Source organism: uncultured Pseudoflavonifractor sp. (assembly GCF_944387275.1).
Taxonomy (GTDB): domain Bacteria; phylum Bacillota; class Clostridia; order Oscillospirales; family Oscillospiraceae; genus Pseudoflavonifractor; species Pseudoflavonifractor intestinihominis.
The window spans coordinates 1-23,436 of record NZ_CALXEG010000044.1 but is presented as its reverse complement, the minus strand read 5'-3'; the positions used below and the strand labels follow the sequence as shown (position 1 = coordinate 23,436).

At 64.3% G+C, this 23,436-nt stretch carries 24 protein-coding genes and 1 pseudogene; 21 read left to right on the top strand and 4 right to left on the bottom strand.

Features of this window, described 5'->3' with window-relative positions; genetic code table 11:
* Positions 1-398: 398 nt before the first annotated feature.
* From Q0K23_RS10665 to rnhA, 12 genes and pseudogenes are all read left to right on the top strand, one after another.
* Entirely contained in the window at positions 399-746 is a 348-nt protein-coding gene (locus Q0K23_RS10665) for a hypothetical protein (protein ID WP_294521871.1), read from the top strand.
* Positions 747-755: 9 nt separating this feature from the next.
* Complete coding sequence (locus Q0K23_RS10660; RefSeq protein ID WP_294521869.1) at positions 756-1,067, top strand: Tat pathway signal protein; 312 nt, start codon at positions 756-758, stop codon at positions 1,065-1,067.
* 3 nt (positions 1,068-1,070) lie between these two features.
* Positions 1,071-1,334, top strand: a complete 264-nt coding sequence (gene remB / locus Q0K23_RS10655; protein WP_294521867.1) for an extracellular matrix regulator RemB — start codon at positions 1,071-1,073, stop codon at positions 1,332-1,334.
* Between the two features lie 39 nt (positions 1,335-1,373).
* A complete protein-coding gene (locus Q0K23_RS10650; RefSeq protein WP_294521864.1) occupies positions 1,374-1,796 on the top strand; it encodes a PH domain-containing protein in 423 nt (140 codons plus the stop codon).
* 62 nt (positions 1,797-1,858) lie between these two features.
* The gene (locus Q0K23_RS10645; protein ID WP_294521861.1) at positions 1,859-2,635 is read left to right on the top strand and encodes an RsiV family protein; all 777 of its coding nucleotides are present in this window, start codon (positions 1,859-1,861) and stop codon (positions 2,633-2,635) included.
* Positions 2,636-2,827: 192 nt separating this feature from the next.
* Complete coding sequence (gene gyrB / locus Q0K23_RS10640; RefSeq protein ID WP_294521859.1) at positions 2,828-4,777, top strand: DNA topoisomerase (ATP-hydrolyzing) subunit B; 1,950 nt, start codon at positions 2,828-2,830, stop codon at positions 4,775-4,777.
* Positions 4,778-4,792: 15 nt separating this feature from the next.
* A complete protein-coding gene (locus tag Q0K23_RS10635) occupies positions 4,793-5,605 on the top strand; it encodes a hypothetical protein (RefSeq protein WP_294521856.1) in 813 nt (270 codons plus the stop codon).
* An 80-nt stretch (positions 5,606-5,685) separates the two neighbouring features.
* On the top strand, positions 5,686-8,238 hold the full coding sequence (gene gyrA, locus Q0K23_RS10630; RefSeq protein WP_294521854.1) for a DNA gyrase subunit A: 2,553 nt from the start codon (positions 5,686-5,688) through the stop codon (positions 8,236-8,238).
* Positions 8,239-8,361: 123 nt separating this feature from the next.
* Positions 8,362-8,814, top strand: a complete 453-nt coding sequence (locus Q0K23_RS10625) for an endonuclease domain-containing protein (protein WP_294521851.1) — start codon at positions 8,362-8,364, stop codon at positions 8,812-8,814.
* A gap of 90 nt (positions 8,815-8,904) precedes the next feature.
* Complete coding sequence (locus tag Q0K23_RS10620; RefSeq protein ID WP_294521848.1) at positions 8,905-9,315, top strand: SHOCT domain-containing protein; 411 nt, start codon at positions 8,905-8,907, stop codon at positions 9,313-9,315.
* Positions 9,316-9,382: 67 nt separating this feature from the next.
* A pseudogene (locus Q0K23_RS10615) lies at positions 9,383-9,706 on the top strand (endonuclease domain-containing protein); the annotation flags it as partial.
* Positions 9,707-9,796: 90 nt separating this feature from the next.
* Complete coding sequence (gene rnhA, locus Q0K23_RS10610) at positions 9,797-10,234, top strand: ribonuclease HI (protein ID WP_294521873.1); 438 nt, start codon at positions 9,797-9,799, stop codon at positions 10,232-10,234.
* A 69-nt stretch (positions 10,235-10,303) separates the two neighbouring features.
* On the opposite strand, the gene Q0K23_RS10605 is transcribed toward rnhA, so the two are convergent.
* The 3 genes from Q0K23_RS10605 to rpsT all read right to left on the bottom strand — a co-directional run bounded on the left by Q0K23_RS10605 (position 10,304) and on the right by rpsT (position 12,429).
* A complete protein-coding gene (locus Q0K23_RS10605; protein WP_294521845.1) occupies positions 10,304-10,951 on the bottom strand; it encodes a pentapeptide repeat-containing protein in 648 nt (215 codons plus the stop codon).
* 153 nt (positions 10,952-11,104) lie between these two features.
* Complete coding sequence (locus Q0K23_RS10600) at positions 11,105-11,989, bottom strand: YihY/virulence factor BrkB family protein (RefSeq protein ID WP_294521843.1); 885 nt, start codon at positions 11,987-11,989, stop codon at positions 11,105-11,107.
* A gap of 176 nt (positions 11,990-12,165) precedes the next feature.
* The gene (rpsT, locus tag Q0K23_RS10595; RefSeq protein ID WP_349232135.1) at positions 12,166-12,429 is read right to left on the bottom strand and encodes a 30S ribosomal protein S20; all 264 of its coding nucleotides are present in this window, start codon (positions 12,427-12,429) and stop codon (positions 12,166-12,168) included.
* A gap of 240 nt (positions 12,430-12,669) precedes the next feature.
* On the opposite strand from rpsT, the gene gpr reads away from it, so the two are divergent.
* The 7 genes from gpr to Q0K23_RS10560 all read left to right on the top strand — a co-directional run bounded on the left by gpr (position 12,670) and on the right by Q0K23_RS10560 (position 20,052).
* Complete coding sequence (gene gpr / locus Q0K23_RS10590; RefSeq protein ID WP_294521837.1) at positions 12,670-13,572, top strand: GPR endopeptidase; 903 nt, start codon at positions 12,670-12,672, stop codon at positions 13,570-13,572.
* A 193-nt stretch (positions 13,573-13,765) separates the two neighbouring features.
* The gene (locus tag Q0K23_RS10585) at positions 13,766-14,527 is read left to right on the top strand and encodes a hypothetical protein (RefSeq protein ID WP_294521835.1); all 762 of its coding nucleotides are present in this window, start codon (positions 13,766-13,768) and stop codon (positions 14,525-14,527) included.
* Entirely contained in the window at positions 14,524-15,084 is a 561-nt protein-coding gene (locus Q0K23_RS10580) for a hypothetical protein (protein ID WP_294521833.1), read from the top strand. Before Q0K23_RS10585 ends, Q0K23_RS10580 begins: the two co-directional genes overlap by 4 nt.
* A gap of 15 nt (positions 15,085-15,099) precedes the next feature.
* Complete coding sequence (locus tag Q0K23_RS10575; protein ID WP_294521830.1) at positions 15,100-15,612, top strand: shikimate kinase; 513 nt, start codon at positions 15,100-15,102, stop codon at positions 15,610-15,612.
* 778 nt (positions 15,613-16,390) lie between these two features.
* Positions 16,391-18,304, top strand: a complete 1,914-nt coding sequence (locus tag Q0K23_RS10570) for a DEAD/DEAH box helicase (RefSeq protein WP_294521828.1) — start codon at positions 16,391-16,393, stop codon at positions 18,302-18,304.
* A 258-nt stretch (positions 18,305-18,562) separates the two neighbouring features.
* Positions 18,563-19,105 carry a C-GCAxxG-C-C family protein gene (locus tag Q0K23_RS10565; protein ID WP_294521825.1) on the top strand — a complete coding sequence of 181 codons (543 nt, stop codon included), beginning with the start codon at positions 18,563-18,565 and terminating at the stop codon, positions 19,103-19,105.
* A gap of 2 nt (positions 19,106-19,107) precedes the next feature.
* On the top strand, positions 19,108-20,052 hold the full coding sequence (locus Q0K23_RS10560; protein WP_294521823.1) for a TDT family transporter: 945 nt from the start codon (positions 19,108-19,110) through the stop codon (positions 20,050-20,052).
* A gap of 333 nt (positions 20,053-20,385) precedes the next feature.
* Here the strand turns inward: Q0K23_RS10560 and pta are convergent, their stop codons facing one another.
* The gene (gene pta / locus Q0K23_RS10555; RefSeq protein ID WP_349232148.1) at positions 20,386-21,360 is read right to left on the bottom strand and encodes a phosphate acetyltransferase; all 975 of its coding nucleotides are present in this window, start codon (positions 21,358-21,360) and stop codon (positions 20,386-20,388) included.
* Positions 21,361-21,583: 223 nt separating this feature from the next.
* Here pta and Q0K23_RS10550 point away from each other — a divergent pair, with 223 nt between their 5' ends.
* Both Q0K23_RS10550 and Q0K23_RS10545 read left to right on the top strand, forming a co-directional pair.
* Entirely contained in the window at positions 21,584-22,285 is a 702-nt protein-coding gene (locus Q0K23_RS10550; RefSeq protein ID WP_294521818.1) for a helix-turn-helix domain-containing protein, read from the top strand.
* A gap of 177 nt (positions 22,286-22,462) precedes the next feature.
* Positions 22,463-23,436: GTP-binding protein (locus tag Q0K23_RS10545; RefSeq protein ID WP_294521814.1), on the top strand; the 974-nt coding region annotated here is incomplete at its 3' end.

The following is a 23,436-nucleotide window of genomic DNA, read 5'->3' as shown; positions in this document are numbered from 1 at the left end:
CGCGTTTGGCGCTGAAAGGGCCCTTCCGCGCCTGTTGCCCCATGGCGGCTTTTGGGTACTTTTCGCCGGAGAAAAGTACCCCGCCGGAGGCTCGTCCTCGCAAGCTTCATATCCCTCGTCCCGCCGCAAGCGGCAGGCCTCACCCGCTCCACTGCTCCGGCTCTCCCCACGAAAGACATTCCGCCTTCCGTGGGGCCCCCATTTTCGCTGCGCTGGGCTCGTGCGGGGGCCCCGAGAGGCCAGCCACCTTCCCCCCAGGGGGAAGGCTTAATAAGAACGTGCCCCATAGGCTTCCCCCACTGGGGGAAGCTGTCGCGCGAAAGCGCGACTGATGAGGGGCAAGGCTTTGAAAACCAAACCAGAGATGTCCCCCAGACCACAAAAAGGAGGGTTCCGGCATGTTCCATCTGCTTCTGGCGGCCCCAGTGCTGGCGGTGTTCGGCGCGGCGGCCATCTTCGTGCTGTCCCTGCCCTTCTGGGTGGGCGGCCTGCTCCAGCTGTTCCTCACCGCGTTCTGCCGGAAAAAACCGGTGTATGCCATCCCGGCGGCGCTGGGCGTGGTGGGCGTCATCGCCTCCGCCGTGAATCTGGTCCCCGCCGTGGGCGTGGGGCCGGTGGCGGTGTACTGGCTGGTGTATTTCGTTGAGCTCCTGCTGATCTTCCTGGTGGTATACAACATCAAACGGGCCGTTCTGAGGTTGATAGACCGGAAAAAAGCCGGTACAACCCCCAAAAACGGCCAATAAGGGAGCATTATGCCCATTTTGATTCTCTTCTGCCTGCTGCCGCTGGCCCTGGCCGCGGCGGCGGAGTACGCGGCGTACCGGTTTGCCCGGCGGAAGCTGTGGCGGTGGGTGCCGCCCCTGGTGTGCCTTGGAGTGACGCTGTCCGTGTTGTTCGCCCGGTTCTTCGGCTGGTCGGACACGGAGGGCGCCCCCGTGGAGACCCTGCTCTTTGTGCCCGGACTGCCGGCGGCGCTGGCGTTTCTGGGACTGTACCTGGGCCGGCGGCTGTACAGGCGGCTGTGGGACCCCAGGGTGATCGACGACGACGGAAAAGGAGGCTGAGCCGTGTATCTGCATTTGGGACAGTCGGTGGTGGTGCCCTACCGGGACGTCATCGGCCTGTTTGACCTGGACAATACCTCCTCCTCCCACCTGACCCGGAAGTTTCTGGAGCGGGCGGAGAAGGAGGGCAAGGTGGTGTCGGTGGGCGAGGACATCCCCAAGTCCTTTGTGGTCTGCGGGGACAGGAAGGGCGGACAGACCGTCTACCTCTCCCAGATGGCCACCGCCACCCTGCTCCGCCGGGCGGAGAACAACAGTTTTGAGTGACCCGGGGCGTCCCGGAGCACAAGGAAAGGAGCGCGGACCATGGAAATAGCGCCTATCACCTATCTCTGGAAGGACCGGAAGCGGATTCTGGGCCTGCCCATCACCTTCACCCGGTACCGGCTCAGCGAGGACCGGATCTTTCGGGAGACCGGCCTGCTCAACCTGAAGGAGGAGGAGGTGCTCCTCTACCGGGTGCGGGATCTGGAGCTGAAGCGGTCCCTGTTTCAGCGGATCTTCGGCGTGGGCACGGTGTGCGTCCACTCCTCGGACAAGACCACCCCCCACCTGGACCTGCTGAACATCAAGCACCCCAAGGAGGTCAAAGAGCTGCTCCACCGGCAGGTGGAGGAGATGAAGCTGTCCCGCCGCATGCGCACCACCGAGCTTCTGGGCGGACAGGGCCAGGAGGACGGCGGCCCGGACGACGGCCTGGACGAGGACGACGGCGATTTTCCCGACTGAGCTTCTCCCCTGCTCCGGGGGAGAAAACCCGGGTTTTCATCGGCGAATGGAGGAATCAACCCATGAAACGGCTCTGTTTACCCCTTTTTCTGGCCCTGATCCTGGTGCTGTCGGCCTGCGGCGCGGCGGGTCAGGCCCCGTCCGCCGGACAGAGCGGACCTGCGCCGTCCCAGGCGGCCCAGTCGCCCACCCCCTCCCCCGACCCGGCCGGGAGCCCGGAGGAAGTCGGGGCGGCCGGATACACCGTGGAGCGGCAGGACCGCTCGGTCCTCAACAGCGACGGCACCACGGCCCTGTCCTGGTACTGCGACCTGGTGCAGCTCACCGGGGACACGGAGGAGGCCCAGGCGGTCAACGACAGCCTGTCCGCCCACTGCGACGAATTTTTCGTCAAGGACGTGGGGGACGTGCCCCTGGACAAGGACCACGCGATGGTGTGGCGCAACACCGCGGAGGCCACCGTCACGGAGAATGAGGGCGGCCTGTTCAGCGTGCGCATGGACACCGACTGGTACATGGGGGGCGTATACAACAGCAACAGCCTGGGCTACACCTACGACCTGGCCACCGGCGAGGAGCTGGGTCTGGCCGACCTGACGGGCCAGGACCCGGACGCCCTGGCCGCCACCCTGCGGGAGCTTGTGAAGGCCTACATGGCCGGCCAGCCGGAGGCGGGCTGGTGGGACGACGCGGCGGACATCGTGGACAGCCGCAGCCTGGAGGACATGATCTTCTGGGTGGACGGCGGGGAGATCGTCCTGTGCTTCCCCACCTATGAGCTGACCATCGGGGCCTATGGCCCCGTCATTATCCCCACCGGGGTCATGGCCGAGCACTGACGGCCGTGTTTTTGCACAGCGGACCGGGCCCTGTGTCCCTTGCAGCGGCAGGGCCGTGAAGTCACAGGGCATGGTCCCATATACAAGTCCATATTCAAAACCAACAGCAGCTGCGTGTGGCGCGTGGGAGCGGACAAGGCCCGTTTCCAGGCGCCACACCCAGCGCGTATCCAAGAACAAGCGGAGGTTATTATGTCTGACGAGTTAGAACTGGAACAGAGCGCCACCCAGGTGGACCACGAGTACGGCGGCAGCGAGATCCAAGTGCTGGAGGGCCTGGAGGCCGTCCGCAAGCGGCCCGGCATGTATATCGGCTCCACCTCGTCCTCGGGCCTGCACCACCTGGTGTATGAGATCGTGGACAACTCCATCGACGAGGCCCTGGCCGGGTACTGCGACCGCATCGACGTGGCCATTCTGGAGGGGGACGTGATCTCCGTCACCGACAACGGCCGCGGCATCCCCGTGGACGTCCAGCCCCAGACCGGCCTGCCCGCGCTGGAAGTGGTGTTCACCATCCTCCACGCTGGCGGCAAGTTCGGCGGCGGGGGCTACAAGGTGTCCGGCGGCCTCCACGGCGTGGGCGCCAGCGTGGTCAACGCCCTGAGCGAGTGGCTGGAGGTGCGGGTCCACAAGGACGGCAAGATCTACGAGATGAAGTTCTCCCGGGGCAAGGTGACCCAGAGCATGACCATCGTGGGTGAAACCGACCGCCACGGCACCGAGGTGGTGTTCAAGCCCGACCCGGAGATGTTCGAGGACACGGTGTACGACTACGAGACCCTCCACACCCGCATGCGGGAGGAGGCCTTCCTCAACGCGGGGCTGAAGATCGTCATCCAGGACCGCCGCCCGGGCATGGAGCAGGAGGACACCATGCACTACGAGGGCGGCATCCGGGAGTTCGTCACCTTCATCAACAAGAACAAGACCCCCATCCACGACGGGGTCATCTACATGTCCGGCATGAAGGACGACTCCATGGCCGAGATCGCCATGCAGTACACCGACACCTACAACGAGATCCTGGTGTCCTTTGCCAACAACGTCCACACCCCCGAGGGCGGCATGCACGAGACCGGCTTCAAGCAGGCCCTGACCAACGTGCTCAACGCCTACGGCAAGAAGATGAAGATCCTCAAGGACGAGGACAAGGTGTCGGGCGAGGACTGCCGGGAGGGCCTGACGGCGGTGATCTCGGTGAAGCTGACCGAGGCCCAGTTCGAGGGCCAGACCAAGGCCAAGCTGGGCAACGCCCACATCCGCACCCTGGTCAACAATCTGGTCAGCGAGAAGCTGGAGGAGTTTCTGGAGGAGAACCCGGCGGTGGGCAAGGCCATCCTGGACAAGGCCCTCACCGCCTCCCGGGCCCGTGAGGCGGCCCGGAAGGCCAGGGAGTCGGTGCGTCGCAAGACCGCCCTGGGCGGCGCCGCCATGCCCGACAAGCTGCGGGACTGCAACGAGGTCAACCCCGAGCTCACCGAGCTCTACATCGTGGAGGGCGACTCCGCAGGCGGCTCGGCCACCCAGGGCCGGGACTCCCGGTTCCAGGCCATCCTCCCCCTGTGGGGCAAGATGCTCAACGTGGAGAAGGCCCGGGCCGACAAGGTCTACGGCAACGACAAGCTCCAGCCCGTCATCACCGCCCTGGGCGCCGGCATCGGCGACGAGTTCGACGTGACCAAGCTGCGCTATCACAAGGTCATCATCATGGCCGATGCCGACGTGGACGGCGCCCACATCCGTACCCTGCTGCTCACCTTCTTCTTCCGCTTCATGCGGCCCCTGATCGAGAACGGCTATGTGTACTCCGCCGTGCCGCCCCTGTACAAGCTGACCCGGGGCAAGACCACCCGGGTGGCCTTCTCCGACGAGGAGCGGGACGCGGTGTCCGCCGAGCTGCGTGGGGACAACCCCAACGCCAAGGTGGACATCAGCCGCTTCAAGGGCCTGGGCGAGATGAACCCCCACGAGCTGTGGGAGACCACCATGGACCCGGAGAAGCGCACCCTCCGCCGCATTGAGCTGGACGACGCCGTGGCCGCAGACGCCACCTTCACCGTCCTCATGGGCGAGAAGGTGGAGCCCCGCAAGGAGTTCATCGAGAAGAACGCCAAGTATGCGGTGAACCTGGACTATTGATTTGGAGGCTGTGTGATGAAGAAATCTGCGCTTTTCGCGGCCCTCGGTCTGGCCCTGGCCCTCACGGCCTGCGCCGCGGAGCCTGCCGGACCTGCCTCATCCACCCCCGCGCCGGAGTCCGCCCCGGCCCTCTCCCCCACCCCTGTGCCGGAATCCGCCTCCCCCTCCCCCGCGGCGGAGGCGGGGGGCCTCATGCGGGTGAACGGCGGGTCCAGGGAGGCCTTTGCCGCCGCCCTGGAGCGGTTGCTTCAGGAGCATATTCTGCCCGACGGGACGGACGCGGGCCTCCTGGAGGGGTACGACATGGCGGACAACCGGTTCGCCGTCTGCGATGTGGACGGGGACGGGGAGCGGGAGCTGATCCTGATCTATGAGAGCACCATGGTTGCCGGGAGGCGTGGTTATGTATTCTCCTGGAATGGGGAGACCGGGGAACTGGGTGTCCAGCTGGAGACCTCTCCCGAGCTGACCTTTTATGAGAGTGGAGCGGTCCAGTCGGATTCCCAGCACAACCAGCAGCTGATCAGCAGGGATTTCTGGCCCTATGCCCTCTACCGCTATGACAAGTATCTGGACGTCTATGTGGAGGTGGGCTCGGTGCACGCCTGGGGCCGGGAGGCGCTGGAGAACGGCTACCCGGAGGAGGCCGACAAGAGCGGCACCGGCTTTGTGTACTATATCGCGGCCGACGGAGGGGACAGCGACGAGCCCCTGGACGCCTCCGTCTACCAGGCGTGGCGCTACGTCTATGTGCGGGACAGCCAGGAGATTCAGCCGGAGTACCTGGCCCTGACCGAGGAGAACATCCAGAGTATTCTGGAGGGGTGAGCGCCCCCGCTCCAGACCCTTTGACAAAATATCGTGGGACATCCGTCCCACTACAACCTCTATGAGGAGGAAATCAATTCATGAGCAAGAAGCCCCAATACGACCCGGAGGAGATTCGCTACCCCAATCAGCACATTGAGGTGTCTCCCCTGGTGCCGGAGATGGAAAAATCCTATATTGAGTATGCCATGAGCGTCATTGTGGGCCGGGCCCTGCCCGACGTGCGGGACGGCCTGAAGCCGGTGCACCGCCGCATCCTGTACGCCATGTACGAGGACAACCTGACGGCGGACAAGCCCTTCAAGAAGTCGGCCACCTGCGTGGGCGACGTGCTGGGCCGGTACCACCCCCACGGCGACGCCTCCGTCTACGACGCCCTGGTGCGCCTGGCCCAGGACTTCTCCATGCGCTACATGCTGGTGGACGGCCACGGCAACTTCGGCTCCATCGACGGCGACCCCCCGGCCGCCTACCGCTACACCGAGGCCCGGCTGAGCAAAATCTCCGACGAGATGCTCCGGGACATCGAGAAGGACACGGTGGACTGGGACCCCAACTTTGACGAGACCCGGAAGGAGCCCAAGGTGCTCCCCTCCCGGTTCCCCAACCTGCTGGTCAACGGCTCCAGCGGCATCGCCGTGGGCATGGCCACCAACATCCCGCCCCACAACCTGACCGAGGTCATCAACGCCACCATCTGCGTGCTGGACAACCCGGAGGCCGAGCTCTCCGACCTGATGGAGCACATCAAGGGCCCCGACTTCCCCACCAGGGGCATCATCATGGGCCGGTCGGGCATCCGGGCGGCCTACGCCACCGGCCGGGGCCGGCTGTGCGTCCGGGCCCGCACCGAGTTTGAGGAGTTCGGCAAGGACCGCACCCGCATCATCGTCACCGAGATCCCCTACCAGGTCAACAAGCGCATGCTCATCAAGAACATGGCCGACCAGGTGGAGGACAAGCGGCTGGAGGGCATCTCCGACATCCGGGACGAGTCCGACCGCAACGGCATGCGGGTGGTCATCGAGCTCAAGCGGGACGCCAACCCCCAGGTGGTGCTCAACCGGCTCTTCGCCCAGACCCAGCTCCAGACCACCTTTGCCATCAATATGCTGGCTCTGGTGGACGTCAACGGCAAGCTCCAGCCCCGCATCCTGTCCCTGCGCCACATCCTGGACGAGTACATCGCCTACCAGGAGCAGGTCATCATCCGGCGCACCCGGTTCGACCTGAAGAAGGCCCAGGAGCGGGCCCACCTGCTGGAGGGCCTGCTCATCGCCCAGGACAACATCGACGAGGTCATCCACATCATCCGCACCAGCTACGACGACGCCAAGGACCGCCTCATGGAGCGGTTCGGCCTGGACGACGTGCAGGCCCAGGCCATCCTGGACATGCGCCTCAAGGCCCTGCAGGGACTGGACCGGGAGAAGCTGGAGAACGAGTACAAGGAGCTGGAGGCCCGCATCGCCTACTTCCAGCAGCTGCTGGGCTCCGAGGAGATGCTCCGGGGCGTGCTCAAGGACGAGCTCATCGCCATCCGGGACAAGTACGGCGACGAGCGGGTCACCGAGATCCAGGACGTGGAGGACGAGATCGACATCGAGGACCTGATTGAGGAGGAGGAGTGCGTCTTCACCCTCACCGCCGGCGGCTATATCAAGCGCCTGCCCGCCTCCACCTACAAGACCCAGCGCCGGGGCGGCAAGGGCATCACCGCCATGGCCACCAAGGAGGAGGACTATGTGGACACGGTCTTTACGGCCTCCACCCACGACTTCATCCTCTTCTTCACCAACAAGGGCCGGGTCCACCGGAAGAAGGGCTACCAGATCCCCGAGGCGGGCCGCATGGCCAAGGGCACCAATCTGGTGAACATCCTGCCCGTGGAGAGCGGCGAGAAGGTGACCGCCATGATCCACCTGCGGGAGTTCCCCGAGGACCGGTACCTCACCATGGTCACCCGGAACGGCACGGTCAAGCGCATCCAGCTCTCCGCCATCAACACCGCCCGCAAGGCGGGCATCCGCTGCATCACCCTGGACGAGGGGGACGAGCTCATCGCCGTCCGGGAGACCGACGGCGACCAGGCCATCCTCATCGCCACCCACGACGGCATGGCCATCTGCTTCAAGGAGACCGACGTGCGCTGCATGGGCCGGGACGCCTGCGGCGTCCGGGGCATCAAGCTCCGTGAGGGGGACTACGTCATCGGCGCGGCCCGGGCCAAGCGGGATCACCAGGTCCTCATGGTCACCGAGAACGGCTACGGCAAGCGGACCGACATGGACGAGTATATCCGCGCCGACGGCCCCCAGAATCGCGGCGGCTACGGCCTGAAGGGCTACAACGTCACCGAGAAGACCGGCCCCGTGGTGGGGGTCAAGGTGGTCAGCGATGCCGACGACATTCTGGTCATCAACGACGCGGGCGTCATCATCCGTATGGCGGTGTCCGGCATCTCCACCTACGGCCGCGCCGCCCAGGGCGTGAAGCTGATGAACCTGGATGAAGGTGTAAAGGTAATTTCCTTTGCACGTACCGACCACGAGGACGAGGAATCCATCCAGGAGGAAGAAATTTCCGGCGGCGACGCCCCTGTTTCCACATCTTCCGACGACACTGTGGAATAAAATCATAGAAAAAAGCCTTCCCGATAGCGGGGAGAGGACGGAAAAGGAAAAGTCAGAGCACAAAAGCCTTCCCCCTGCGGGGGCACCTTCCCCCGCAGGGGGCGGATGAGGGGGAACGCCGCCATGCGTACCGGAGAAACCATGCGGCTCCGGGCCCAGGAGCTGAGAAAAAACGCGACCAAAGAGGAGCGGCACCTGTGGTATGACTTTTTAAAGACGTTTCCCATGCAATTCCGTCGACAGGTGGTGTTTGGCCCCTATATTGTGGATTTTTACTGTGCTGCAGCCAGACTGGCCGTGGAGCTGGACGGCTCCCAGCATTATCAGGGCAGCGGCCCGGACAGCGACCGGTCCAGGACGGAGTATCTGCTCCGTGAGCACGGAATATCGGTGCTGAGGTTCAGCAATCTGGATATCCAGAGAAATTTTGAAGGGGTTTGTACCGCGATTATTCAGGCTTTGAAGGAGCGGGACCCCTCATCAGCCGCGCTTCGCGCGCCAGCTTCCCCCCAGGGGGAAGCCAAGGAAAAGCCTTCCCCCCTGAGGGGGGAAGGTGCCCCCGGAGGGGGCGGATGAGGGGAAGTATCCCCAAAACCCGGCCCTGATGTGGAGAAAATCCGCCGATCATCATTGACCTATTCGCCCATGGAGAAAAGGAGGCCGCGTATGAACCACCGCAGACGCAGACGCATGACCATCCGCCCCAGCAAGAGTATGATCACCTTCAGCCGGGTGTTCGGCGGGATTTTTGCCGCCGTGGCCCTGGGATTCCTGTATATCGGCGTCACCGAGCTGCTGCCCAACACCGGCCCCTTCGGCCTGATATGGACAGTGATGTCCCTGGGCTTTGTGGGTATCGGTGTCTACGGCGCCTGCAACAAGAAGGGTATGTACTTCTCCTACGAGTGGAACATTGACGAGGAGAGCGAGGGGGACGCCTCCGCCCCGTCCGCTGAGGGCCCCGCCGCCCACAGCGCCGAGGCCCGGCTGGCCGAGCTCCAGCGGCTCTACGACCAGCACCTCATCACCGCCCGGGAGTTTGAGGAGAAGCGGCAGGAGATCCTCCGGGACCTTTAAGCGCCTTCCCCTGGGGGAAGGTGGCATTTGCGGAGCAAATGACGGATGAGGGGAAGGGTGTGGGGACATGGAGAAAGAGACTTCATTACGTACCCGTGCCCGTCAGCTGCGAAAAAACGCCACAAAGGAAGAAAAGCATTTGTGGTATGATTTTTTGCGTACTTACCCGGTCCAGTTTTTGCGCCAAAAGCCGTTTGGACCTTATATTGTGGATTTCTATTGCCATCAGGCCAGATTGGCTGTTGAATTGGATGGGTCCCAACATTATTTGGAGCCTGGATTGAAGGCAGACCAAAAACGGGCGGAGTATCTGGAGAACGTGAGACATATACGCATTCTCCGCTTTTCCAATCTGGATATCAAAGAAAACTTTGAAGGCGTTTGCATTGCAATTAAGCTGGCGGTGGAGGAGGGGGTCCCCTCATCCGCCGCGGCTCTGCCGCGCCACCTTCCCCCAGGGGAAGGCAAAGATAGGAGCACTATGAAGACAGTCACAATCTACACCGACGGCGCCTGTTCAGGCAACCCCGGTCCGGGGGGCTGGGGGGCCATTCTGATGTACGGCACGTTCAAGAAGGAGCTCTCCGGCGGCGAGGGCCACACCACCAACAACCGCATGGAGCTGACCGGGGTCATCACGGCCCTGGAGGCCCTGAAGGAGCCCTGCGTGGTGGAGCTGTACTCCGACTCCAAGTACGTCATCGACGCCCTCCAGAAGGGCTGGGCCAAGAGCTGGAAGGCCAAGGGCTGGGTGAAGGCGGACAAGAAGCCCGCGTTGAACCCGGATCTGTGGGAGCGGCTGCTGGCGCTGTGCGAGCGCCACACCGTCAACCTCCACTGGGTCAAGGGTCATGCCAGTAACCCGTACAACAACCGCTGCGACGAGCTGGCGGTGGCGGAGAGCAGGAAGTATCAATAACAAAACAGCGTGGATCAAGGGATTCCCTCGATCCACGCTGTTTTTATCATTTATCGGCAGAAAACGGCCCTACTCCTTGATGACGATGCCGAACCGTCTGGCCAGCTGGGCGGCCTGAAACAGGTCCACCACCGCCCCCTTCAGCTCGGCGGCGGAGGCGGAGAACACCGGCTCGATGAGGGTGCAGGAGGTCAGGTCCACCCCGGCCAGGGGGGTCTGGAAGAAGTTGACCCGGGTAAGGGCGCACCGGTCCAGGGTCAGGCCCCTGACCCGGCAGCCAGACAGGGCGGCGTCCTCCATGGAGCAGTCCCGGAAGGCCACGTCCCGCAGGGCGGCGGCGTTGCAGTTGGCCAGGTCCAGGCGGCAGTTGGAGAAGGACACGTCCCGGAGGGACGCGCCGGAGAGGTCGGCCCCCAGGGCCTTGCAGCCGTCAAAGGTGCACCGGGTCAGGCTGGCCTTTGTAAAGCGGCACTGGGACAGGTCGCAGTCCTGGAACAGCACGTCCCGGAGGGAGGCGGCGGCAAAGGAACACCCTGTCAGCCTGCACCGCACCAGCCGGCAGCCGGACAGCTCCAGCTCGGCCAGGTCCTCCCCCAGGGCGGTCTGGCCGGAGAAGTCCAGCCCCTCCAGCCGCTCCCCCTCCTCCGCGGCCTCCAGGGCCAGGGGGAGAAGTTCCCCCGGCTCCCCTGCCGGAGGCAGAACCGGCTCTTTCGGCATTGTGTACCCCTCCCCTCTCGTGTACCAACAGGGTATCATGCCCGGCGGGAGAATACAAGGCCCCGACGCAAAGGCCCCCGGAGCAGCCAAGAGCGGCTGTTCCGGGGGCTTTAAATCCACTGTCCACAGCCGGGCGGCCCGATGTGGAAAACATCAGCCCAGGCTGTCGGGGGGATAGTCCTCTCTCTTCAGCTTCTGGAGGTAGCGGACCTTTTTCCGCCGGTACCACACGCAGTTGAACACATTGCCCAGGATCAGGATGTTGCCGCACAGGTAGAGCCACAGCAGCAGGATGACCACCGAGGTGAGGGACCCGTACACCAGGGAGTACCGGGAGGACAGGCCGATGAACCAGGAGAACAGGATGGAGGCGGCCACCAGGGCCACGGAGGCCAGGATGCCGCCGGTGAGGATAGGGGGCCTGGGCTTGCCTCTGGGGGCGGATATGCGGTACACCAGCAGCACGAACAGCAGCACCAGGCAGAACAGGATGGGGAACCGGATCCACTGCCAGTCCCAGGGCAGGTCGCCGGGGTTGAGGTGGAAGAAGTCCTCCACCAGGGTGAAGAGCCAGCCGCCGGTGAGCACCACCACCAGGGACAGGTAGATGGTGACCAGGAACAGGAGGGAAAAGAGCACGCTGGCGATGATCTGGAAGATGCCGGTGTAGGTCTTGCGCTCGTAGATGTCGCTCATGATGTTCATCAGTGCCCGGAAGGCGGCGGAGGCGGAGAACAGCGTGGCGGACAGGCCGGCCACCAGCATGGCGGTGGACTGGTTGGTACTGATATAGCCCACGTACTCGGCCACCACGTCCAGGGTGCCCCTGGGGAGGAACTCCTCGATGCCGCTGAGCAGGGTCACCGGGTCCAGCTTCAGCAGGCCCACGAAGCCGTTGACGCAGATGAGCACCGGGAAAAAGGTGAGGATCAGGAAGTAGGCCAGCTCAGCGGCGGACCGGGACACATTTTTGCTGAAATACAGGTCCACCATCTCCCGGATGAACCGCACCGGGCTGGAGTTCCACACCGTGCCCACAAAGACCGCCTCCTCTCGGGCCGGCCCGCGGCCGGCATGCTGCGCTGAAGATTTACGCAGTATTATAGCATGTTCCCTTTTGCAAGGCAAATTACGCCCCAAAACCGGGAAAATAAAGACAAAAAACCGCCTGCTTTAACAGCAGGCGGCTCTTCATTCCGCTCTCTCTAGCGCGATCAGGCCAGCTTGTTGAGCTTGATGGTCATGCTGCTCTTCTTGCGCGCGGCGTTGTTGCGGTGCAGCAGACCGTGGCCCACAGCCTGGTCCACAGCCTTGACAGCCACCTTGTAAGCGCCCTCGGCCTCGCTGCGGTTGCCCTCGGCCACTGCGGCCTCAAACTTCTTCAGATCAGTCTTGATGGCAGACTTGGCGGCCTTGTTCTGCGCGGCCTTGGCCTGGCTGACCAGCACACGCTTCTTGGCAGACTTAATATTCGGCAAACCAAACACCTCCTCCGATGACGATTAACGTATCTGCAATACGCATATACGCATAGTTTGCCTGTAGCAGATTTATATTGTACCAGCACAAGAGGAAAAATGCAAGAATAAATTGAAAAAATTTGTCCACTTTTTGAATAGACAGGGCCGAGACGCTAAAAATAGTGCTTACATACTGGAAAAGTACCATATGTAGAGGGCCGCCGGCCCCATGATTTTGGAGGAAAGGGTGAAAAGGGGATGCTTGGACGGAGGACGGACCTGGCCGTGGAGGCCAAGAGCATCTGGGAGGAGGGCGCCCGGGGGGGCGCGCTGGAGGGCGTGGAGACCAGGGAGACGGAGCGGGAGGGCTTTCCCGTCACCCGGGTGGACATCCTGGACCGGCAGGGGGCGCAGGCCCTGGGCAAGCCGGAGGGGTCCTACGTGACGGTGGAGCTCTCCGGCCTGGAGCGCCGGGAGGAGGACGCCTTCGGCCGGGCGGCCCGGGCGGTGGGGGCGGAGCTCTCCGCCCTGCTGAAGCTCAGGCCCGGGGAGAGCGTGCTGGTGGTGGGCCTTGGCAACCGCGCCATCACCCCCGACGCGGTGGGCCCCCTGGCGGTGGAGCACACCATGGTCACCCGCCACCTGGTGCAGCGGGTGCCGGAGCACTTTGGGTCCTTCCGGCCGGTGTCCGCCCTGGCGGCGGGGGTGCTGGGCACCACCGGCGTGGAGAGCGGCGAGCTGGCGGCGGCCATGGCGGGGGCGGTGCGGCCTGCCCGGGTGGTGGCGGTGGACGCCCTGGCCTCCCGCAGCCTGTCCCGGCTGTGCCGCACCATCCAGATCGCGGACACGGGCATTGTCCCCGGCTCCGGGGTGGGCAACGCCCGGGCGGCCCTCAATGAGGAGACCCTGGGGGTGCCCGTCATCGCGGTGGGGGTGCCCACGGTGGTGGACGCGGCCACCCTCTGCGCCGACGTGCTCTCCGAGGCGGGCCGCCCCGGCCTGGACCCGGGCGCGCTGGGAGACGGGGGCAAAGGCGTTATAGTCACCCCCCGGGAGATCGACCGCCAGGTGGCCGACATGGCCAAGGTCATCGGCTACGGCATCAACCTGGCCCTCCAGGAGGGGCTGACCGTGGCCGACGTGGACATGTTCCTCAGCTAGGGGGCACTTCCATTTCCCGGGGATATTTGGTATAATAGCCGCAAAGCGGCTATTATACTTTGCTTTCAGCGGTTTTTCTCGCCCCTTGCGGGGCAACCGAAAAACCCGGCTGATGACGCCATGCATGGTATCACCACACAGCCGCAATCAGCCGCCCGGCCCCTCCGGGCGGAAAACTGGAGGGATTCCACCAGTGAGACGGATCAAGTGCGACAACTGCGGCAAGGTCTACGACGGCGACGCCCGGGACTTCTGCCCCTCCTGCGGCCGCCGCACCCCCCGGGGGGACGCCGGGGGCAATACGGGACATTTTCAGTTCTCCGCGCCCCCTCCGGAGCCGGATGAGCCGGTGACGGAGCCGGTCATGGCGCCCCCTGTCCGGCGGGGCGGCGGGGTTTTGCTGCTCCGGGTGCTCATCGGCATCGGCCTGGCGGTGTGCGCCGCTCTCATCGCCTGGGGCGTGGTGCGCTACCAGACCCAGGACAGCGGCCCCATCCCCTCTGTGGCCGAGGACAGGGACACCTTTGCGGTGGGGGGCCTGACGGTGGCGGTGAACGGCCTGTCCTGGGTGGACCTGGACCAGAGCTCCCGGCTGTGGTGGGCGGATTTCGACCTGCTGGCCGTGGACGTGACGGTTACCGGCGGCGACAGCCTGGACTGGGACTACCCCACCGGTGAGATCTATCTGGCCCTGGACGGGGGGCACTACATCCCCCCGCTGGAGGACAGCACCGACCTGGACATGCTGGCCGAGCTGGGGGTGAAGGGTATCACCACCTACGACCTGCTGTGGCAGGACCCGCTGGAGGGGAACCTGCTGTTCTACGTGCCCAAGGGCTTTGACAGCGCCGTGCTGTGCCTGGAGGAGCGGACGGGCAAGGACGAGACGGAGCGGGTGGCAGCCATCCATACATACGCCGTTACTCTGCCCCCGCGGGAGGAGGTAGCGCCGTGAAGAAGCACTGTGCCCAATGCGGGAAGAGCTGGCATGGCCGGCGGGACACCTGTCCCCGCTGCGGCTCCGCCCAGATCTATGAGGCCGGCGGCGGCTGGGAGAAGCCGGTGCTCATCGGCGTGGCGGTGGCCATCGTGGTCATCGCCGTGGCCCTCTTCGCCACCCGCACCACCGGCTACTGGTACGACACCAACCTGTCCGCCCGCATGACCTCCGCCGTGCGGCAGGGGCCGTCGGAGGAGTACCAGGGGGAGAGCATCTGGCGGGTGACGGTGGAGGTGTCCAACCAGGGCAACTTTGACGCCTGGATCAGCGTGGACTACTTCAGTTTTTACGACGATGAGGACTGGTGGCTGGACTGCCAGGCCGACTATCCGGTCTACCTGGCCGACGAGGACCGGCAGAACTGGCACGAGGTGTGGCTGCCCGCCGGGCAGACCACGGAGCTGGAGTGTCTGCTGTCGGTGCCCGACAGCGCCAGGAGCCTGACCATGGAGTATTCCACCCACAGTTACAGCAGCGGCCGGGAGGAGACCACCTTCTCCCTGCCCGAATAAAAAGGAGCGACGCAAGTGGACAATATCATTCTCATCGGCATGCCCGGCTCAGGCAAGAGCACCGTGGGCGTGCTTCTGGCCAAGACCCTGGGCTACGGCTTTATCGACACCGACCTGACCATCCAGCAGCGGGAGGGGGCCCTGCTCCAGGAGATCCTGGACAAGCGGGGGCTGGAGGCCTTCCTGGACGCGGAGGAGGCGGCCATCTGCTCGGTGACGTGTACCGGGACGGTCATCGCCCCCGGGGGCAGCGCGGTGTGCCGGGAGGGGGCCATTGGCCACCTGAAGCAGCTGGGCACCGTGGTGTACCTGCGGGTGTCCCTGGAGGAGCTGAAGGGGCGGCTGAACAACATGAGCACCCGGGGTATCGCCCTCTCTCCCGGCCAGACCCTGGCCGACCTGTACAACTACCGGGCGCCGCTCTATGACAAGTACGCCGACATCACCGTGGACGCCGACGGCCAGACCCTGGAGGAGACGGTGGCCGCCGTGCTCCGGGCCCTTATCGCCCGAGGGGACGGGCAGTAACCAACGCCTTCCCCCCCGGGCAGAAGCCAGAGAGGCTGCTGCTCCCAAGCCTTCCCCCTGGGGGGAAGGTGGCATTTGCGCAGCAAATGACGGATGAGGGGAACGCCCTTCGGGGAGGTACTTTTCACCGGCGAAAAGTACCCAAAAGCCGCTGGGAAAAAGGGGCCCCGCGGAAGACGGCACGTCTTTTGTGGGGAGAGGAGCCGCAGCGGAATGAATGAGCTTTGCCATTTATGGCAAAGCGAACGATATGTAGCTTGCGGCGACGACGCGCGGAGGGGCCCTTCCAGGGCCAAACGCGCCCGTTTCCCCCTGGTACCCCCTTCGGAGACGCGGCTTGCGGCGGTAGTGTCCAATTACCCGCCGAACCTGAAAGTAGTTACTATGCCGGTTCGGTGCCCTGCGTATCGTTATTGCATGGCCCGAGCAGCGTTACCCGCCCAGACTTGTGAGCCCCTGCAATTCAATGACCTTTCTCAATGCCGCACGCAGTCTCTGCGCCGTGTTTCAATCTCTGCCCGAGGCAAGCCCTTCCCTTTCCCCACTGGTAATATCCCGGGATATGTGTTATACTAAGTAAAGATACGGGGCGGTGCGGAGCCGCTCCGGCCGGTACGCCGCAATACGGGAACCGTCAGACACCCCCGCCGGGAGGCCCTTTTTCCGGGGGGTGTCTTTTTGACGGCCTGCCGGCGGTGACGGTCCAGGTCCCCGGCTGCGGGCCGGCGGGATGTCCGGGCCGTCCTCCGCAAATTTTTGACAAAGGAATTGTGCATCTATGACCTTTCGTGAACTTGGCCTGATCAAACCCATCCTGGAGGCCCTGGCCGGCCTGGGCTATGAGAAGCCCTCCCCCATCCAGGAGAAGGCCATCCCCCCCGCCCTGGCCGGGCGGGACGTGCTGGGCTGCGCCCAGACCGGCACGGGCAAGACCTGCGCCTTTGCCGCCCCCATCCTCCAGCGCCTCAACGGGGAGATCCCCGCCGGGCGGCCCATCCGCTCCCTCATCCTCACCCCCACCCGTGAGCTGGCCCTCCAGATCCAGGAGAGCTTCGAGGCCTACGGCAAGCGCCTGCCCCTCCGCTCCGCCGTGATTTTCGGCGGCGTGGGCCAGCAGCCCCAGGTGGACAAGCTGAGGAAGGGCGTGGACATCCTGGTGGCCACCCCCGGCCGCCTGCTGGACCTCCAGGGCCAGGGCTATGTGGACCTGTCCAGGCTGGAGATCTTCGTCCTGGACGAGGCCGACCGGATGCTGGACATGGGCTTCATCCACGACGTGCGCCGGGTGCTCAAGCTGCTGCCCGCCGTGAAGCAGACCCTCTTCTTCTCCGCCACCATGCCCCCCGAGGTCATGGACCTGGTCAACGGCCTGCTGAAGAACCCGGTGAAGGTGGCGGTGGACCCGGTGTCCTCCCCGGTGGAGATCATTGACCAGAGCGTCTACCTGGTGGACAAGGGCAACAAGACCAAGCTGCTGGCCTGGCTGGTGGAGGGCCTGGAGGTGAAGAACGCCATTGTGTTCACCCGCACCAAGCACGGGGCCAACAAGGTGGCCGGCGACCTGGTGAAGGCGGGCATCTCCGCCGCGGCCATCCACGGCAACAAGAGCCAGACCGCCCGGCAGCAGGCCCTGGCCGATTTCAAGGCGGGCAAGGTGCGCTGCCTGGTGGCCACCGACATCGCCGCCCGTGGCCTGGACATCGAAGAGCTGTCCCACGTGTTCAACTACAATCTGCCCGAGGTACCCGAGACCTACGTCCACCGCATCGGCCGCACCGGCCGGGCGGGCCGTGGGGGCACCGCCGTGTCCTTCTGCGACTTCGGCGAGCAGCAGTACCTGAAGGATATCGAGAAGCTCATCGGCCGCAAGGTGCCGGTGGCCCAGAACAACCCCTGGCCCATGGAGGTGTTCGAGGCCCCCAAGGACGCCAAGGGCCGCCCGGTGAACGCCGACGACGCGGAGGCCCGCGCCGCCGCCAAGGAGCGCCGCCGGGCCCGCGACGCGGCCAACAAGGCCGCCGCCGAGGCCCGCAAGGCCAGGCAGGCCGCCCCCGTCCCGGCGGAGGAGCCCGCCCCCGCCGCGGTCCCGGCGGAGACCCCGGCCAAGAAGCGCCGCCGCCGCCGGAAAAAGTCCGGCCAGAGCGAGGCGGCGGAGCAGGCGGCCGCCGTCCAGGTCCAGGCCCCCGTGGAGGAGGTCTCCGAGGCGCCCAAGAAGAAGAGCCGCCGGGGGGTCCGCCGCCAGCACCTGGAGGACACCATCCCCGCCGCGCCCAGCCAGCCCCAGACCGACTTCTACAAGCCCAATCCTCTGGACGGGGACGTGATCCTGGACGCCACCGCCCGTCTGCTGGCGCCCAAGCCCCTGACCCTGAGCCGTCCCTCCCGCCGGGAGGAGGAGCGGAAGGCGCCCCGGAAGAAGAAGGGGGCGCCCCAGGCCGAAGAGCAGCCCAAAAAGGAGAAGAAGTCCAGGGAGCAGGCGCCCGCCAAGTCCAAGAAGGAGAAGAAAGCGGAAAAGCCCGCCGCCTCCAAGCAGGAGCAGCCCAAGGCCGACGGCCGCCGGGAGGACAGCAGACGCCGCAGCCGGGGCCGCCGGAACGGTCCCCCGGAGGTCATGTTCCGCCGGGACAACCAGAAGGACTCCACCGAGCAGCCCAGCCTGATGAAGCCCTACTATATGACCCCCGACGACTGAGCCCGACACAGGACAGCACAGAGCGCAAAAGCCCCCGGGCGGATCATCGATCCGCCCGGGGGCTTCCATTTTTCCCAACCCCGTGGGAACGATTGGGGCCCTTTCCATGCCCGCAAAAAAACATAGGAAACTTCTATAAATTGCACGCAGTATTGAAATTTCCAATAAAAGGATTGAAAAATAGAATTTATCCTAGGGCCATGGTATAATATCCGCGTTTTCAATACAACAGACACGGTTGTCGGAAAGGAGTCCCATATGAAAGTAAATGCCAAGTCCATCAATTTGGAAAAGGTCCAGCAGGAGGCGGAGGAGTCCTACCGCAGAGGCTTTTTCTGCTGTGAAGCGGTGACCGAGATCATCCGCTCCAATTTTGAACTGGATGTGCCCGAAGAGGTCATCCGCATGTCCTCCGGCATGGCCGTCGGCGTGGGCAGGTCGGGGTGTATCTGCGGCGCGCTGAACGGCGGCGTTCTGGCCATCGGCATGTTCTTTGGAAGGACCGAGCACAAGGGGCCCGCCGACCCCAGCGTGGTCAAATGCATGGCCCTGACCAAGGAGCTCCACGACTGGTTCAAGGCCAACAACACCAAGGGCGTGGCATGCTGCCGGGTGCTGACCCGGGAGTTCGACATGTCTCAGGGCGGGCACAAGAGCCAGTGCATCTACTATACCGGCCTGTGCGCCGCCAAGACCGCGGAGATCATCGCCAGAGAGCTGGGCATCCCCACCGAGGGCAAGATCACCGTCCTGACCCACGACGAGTACCTGAAGACCCGTATCACCCCCCTCGAGGCGTAACCATGAGCATTCTGAAACGAGTTCCCATTCCCATCTGCGCCGTGAGCCTGGGCATGTTCGGCCTGGGCAACTTGCTCCAGTCTTACTCCGAAGGGGTGCGGCTCCTGTGCGGGGCCGTGGGCGCGGTGCTCATGGCAGTGTTCTTGCTCAGCATCCTTGTGGACGTGAAAAAGTTCCGGACGGACATGGGCAATCCCATTATGGCCAGCGTGTCCTTCACCTTCCCCATGGCGGTCATGCTGCTGGCCACCTACCTCAACCCCTACATCGGCGGCCCGGCCAAAGTGATTTGGTATGTGGGCGTGGCGCTCCACGTGGTAATGATTATCTGGTTCAGCGTGAAATTCCTGAGGGGCTTTGCCCTGGAGCGGGTATTTGCCAGCTGGTACATCGTCTATGTGGGCATCGCCATGGCCGGCATTACGGCGCCCCCCTTCCAGGCCGCGGCCATCGGCTCGGCCTGCGTCGTGTTCGGCCTTGTCACCCTGGTGGTGCTGCTGGTGCTGGTGACGGTGCGGTACGTCAAGAAGCCGGTCCCCAAGCCCGCCCAGCCCCTCATCTGCATCTACGCCGCCCCCACCAGCCTGTGCATTGCGGGCTACGTCCAATCGGTCACCCCCAAGTCCCTGCCGCTGCTGCTGGTGCTGTGGGTGCTGGCCACGGTGCTGTTCCTGTTCGCCTGCGTCAAGTTCGTGCAGTATCTCAGGCTGCCCTTCTTCCCCAGCTACGCCGCCTTCACCTTCCCCTTTGTCATCAGCGCCATCGCCTCCAAGCAGCTGATGGCCTGCGCGGCCAACCTGGGCAGCCCCCTGCCCTTTTTGAGCACGGTGGTGCTGATTGAGACGGTTATTGCCACGTTCACCACCCTCTACGCCCTGGTGCGGTATCTCATGTTCCTCTTTGCCGGTTCCAAGCAGCCGGCAAAGGAACGGGTTTCCAGCCGGTAAAAGCAGAAAAATGCCGGACTCCTCACGGGGTCCGGCATTTTTAGCTATAAAAAAGGAGCACCCCCAGGGGGGTGCTCCGGATTTGCTCTGTACTCAGGAGAGAGCGGCAGTGATGATGGCCATGGAGCAGGCCCCACAGGCGGAACCTGTGGGGACCCCGGACCCAAGACATCTGCCGGGGCAAGTGAATTGCCCCCGGCATCAAGGGCTTGCCCAGGGCGCAAGCCCTTGGCGGCGCAGGCGCCGGGCCCTGCCAGGGGCAGGGCGGAGGTCTCCTCCATGGCCGCAAAAAAAGGAGCACCCCCAGGGGGGTGCTCCGGATTTGCTTAGTGCTCAGGAGAGAGCGGCAGTGATGATGGCCATGGAGTAGACCTCCTCGGCGTTGCAGCCGCGGGAGAGGTCGTTGATGGGGGCGTTCAGGCCCAGCAGGATGGGGCCGTAGGCGTCGAAGCCGCCCAGGCGCTGGGCGATCTTGTAGCCGATGTTGCCGGCGTTGATGTCGGGGAAGATGAAGGTGTTGGCGTAGCCGGCCACCTTGGAGCCGGGGAACTTCAGCTGGCCCACGGTGGGGGACACGGCGGCGTCGAACTGCATCTCGCCGTCCATAGCCAGGTCGGGGGCGGCGGCCTTGGCCTTCTCGCAGGCGGAGCGCATCTTGTCCACGTCCTCGCCCTTGCCGGAGCCCTTGGTGGAGTAGCTCAGGAAGGCCACCTTGGGGTCGATGCCGAAGATCTTGGCGCACTTGGCGGTCTCCAGGGCGATCTCCACCAGCTCGTCGTCGCTGGGCTTGATGTTGATGGCGCAGTCGCCCATGGCCAGGGCCTCGGCGCCGCCGGTGGAGTTCTCCCGCACCAGGATGAAGCAGGAGGAGACGATCTTGTTGCCGGGCTTGGTCTTGATCAGCTGCAGGGCGGGACGGACGGTGTCGGCGGTGGAGTAGGTGGCGCCGCCCAGCAGGCAGTCGGCCACGCCCATCTTCACCAGCATGGTGCCGAAGTAGTTGCCCTTCTTCAGGGCGGCGCGGCACTCGTCGGCGGTCATCTTGCCCTTGCGCAGCTCCACCATCTTCTCCACCATGGCCTCCATGCCCTCATAGGTCTCGGGGTCCACGATCTCGGCGCCGTCGATGTTGAAGCCGTGGTCGGCGGCGGCCTTCTTCACGGCCTCCACGTTGCCCACCAGCACGGGCTTGAGCCAGGAACCGGTCAGCAGCCGGGCGCTGGCCTCCAGGATGCGGGCGTCGGTGCCCTCGGTGAAGACGATCCGCTTGGGATTGGCCTTCAGAGTGTCGATGAGCTTGTTGAACATCTCCATCATATCGTACTTCCTCCAGTATTTCATGTAAAATAGGGGAATATTCCCTTGCGTGTCCCTATTATACACCACCCTGTCGGCGGTTCTCAATGGGAAAACCCACAAAAGGGACAATTTTATACTTTACTTTTTGTATTCCTACGGGTATACTATACTGGCTGTCATATAAAAATAGGGCGGAAATCCCGCCATGAAATGAAAAAGGTGTGTGCGACCAATGAGTTCCGATTTTTCCCGTTCCCTCTCCCTCCTGCGGCAGGAGAAGGGCGCGTCCCAGCGGGCGGTGGCCAAGGATCTGGGCATCTCCCAGGCGCTGCTCTCCCACTATGAAAACGGCATCCGGGAGCCCGGCCTGGCCTTTGTCATCAAGGCCTGCGACTACTACAACGTGTCCGCCGACTTCCTGCTGGGCCGTACCCTCACCAGGGACGGCACCACCATCGGCGCCGAGGAGCTGTACGACTACTCCGCCGAAAAGGACAACGTGCTCCACGGCAGCATCATGGCCACATTGTCCAAGAAGCTGCTGGTCAACTCCATCAGCGTGCTCTTCGACCTGCTGGGCAAGGTGGGCAAGCGGGACGCTATCCGGGCGGCCTCCGACTACCTGGGCACCGCCATCTACAAGCTCTTCCGCCACCTCTACCGGGCCGACGTGACCCAGAACGAGGACTTTTTCTCCGTGTCTCCGGCCCAGTTTGCCGCCGGCATGCCCAACGCGGACATGATCTGCGCCGAGGCCGAGTATGTGGAGGCCCTGTCCGCCCACGCCAAGGAGAAGGGCTCCTTCCCCGCCATGAACCACGACGCCCTGTCCAAGAACTACCCCGGCCCCTACCAGTCCCTGCTCCAGATCATCCACAACACCGGCGAGCGCATCAACCGGGGCATGAACTTCCGCCGCACCGACCGGAAGTAAGGCGGGCTTTCCGCGTTTCATTCTGTATCCCCTGATCGGAGGTATGGCGTCCTCACAAGCTCCCCACCCCTCGCCTCCCCCTGAAGGGGAACGCTCGCTCCGCTGTTCGTCCTTTCCAAATCAAACCCGCTCCGCTGGGCTTTGATTTGGTGATTCCCTACCGGAGGTTTTTTGTTTATGACCGATCAATCCAAAATCCGTAACTTTTCCATCATCGCCCACATCGATCACGGCAAATCCACCCTGTCCGACCGGCTGATCGAGAAGTGCAACGCCGTGGCCGAGCGGGACATGGAGAGCCAGCTGCTGGACAACATGGACCTGGAGCGGGAGCGGGGCATCACCATCAAGGCCCGTGCGGTGAAGCTCAACTACGCCGCCCAGGACGGCAACACCTACGAGCTCAACCTGATCGACACCCCGGGCCATGTGGACTTCAACTACGAGGTGAGCCGCTCCCTGGCGGCCTGCGAGGGCGCGGTGCTCATCGTGGACGCGGCCCAGGGCATCGAGGCCCAGACCCTGGCCAACACCTTCCTGGCCATGGAGCACGACCTGGAGATCCTGCCCGTGGTGAACAAGATCGACCTGCCCGCCGCCGACCCGGCCCGGGTCAAGGAGGAGATCGAGAACATCATCGGCATCCCCGCCGCCGACGCCCCCGAGATCTCCGCCAAGATGGGCATCAACATCGACGCGGTGCTGGAGGACATCGTAAAGAACGTTCCCGCCCCCAAGGGGGACCCCTCCGCGCCCCTCCAGGCCCTCATCTTCGACAGCCAGTACGACGCCTACCGGGGCGTTATCGTGTACTTCCGGGTCATGGAGGGCACCATCAAGACCGGCATGACCGTGAAGATGATGGCCTCCGGCGCGTCCTACGACGTGATCGAGTGCGGCCACCTGCTGCCCCTGGGCATGGAGCCCTGCAAGGAGCTCATCGCCGGCGAGGTGGGCTACTTCACCGCCTCCATCAAGAACGTGAAGGACACCCAGGTGGGCGACACCGTCACCGAGGCCGGCCGCCCCGCCGCCCAGGCCCTGCCCGGCTACCGCCCCGCCCGGGCCATGGTGTACTGCGGCATCTACACCGAGGACGGCTCCAAGTACCCCGACCTGCGGGACGCCCTGGAGAAGCTCCAGCTCAACGA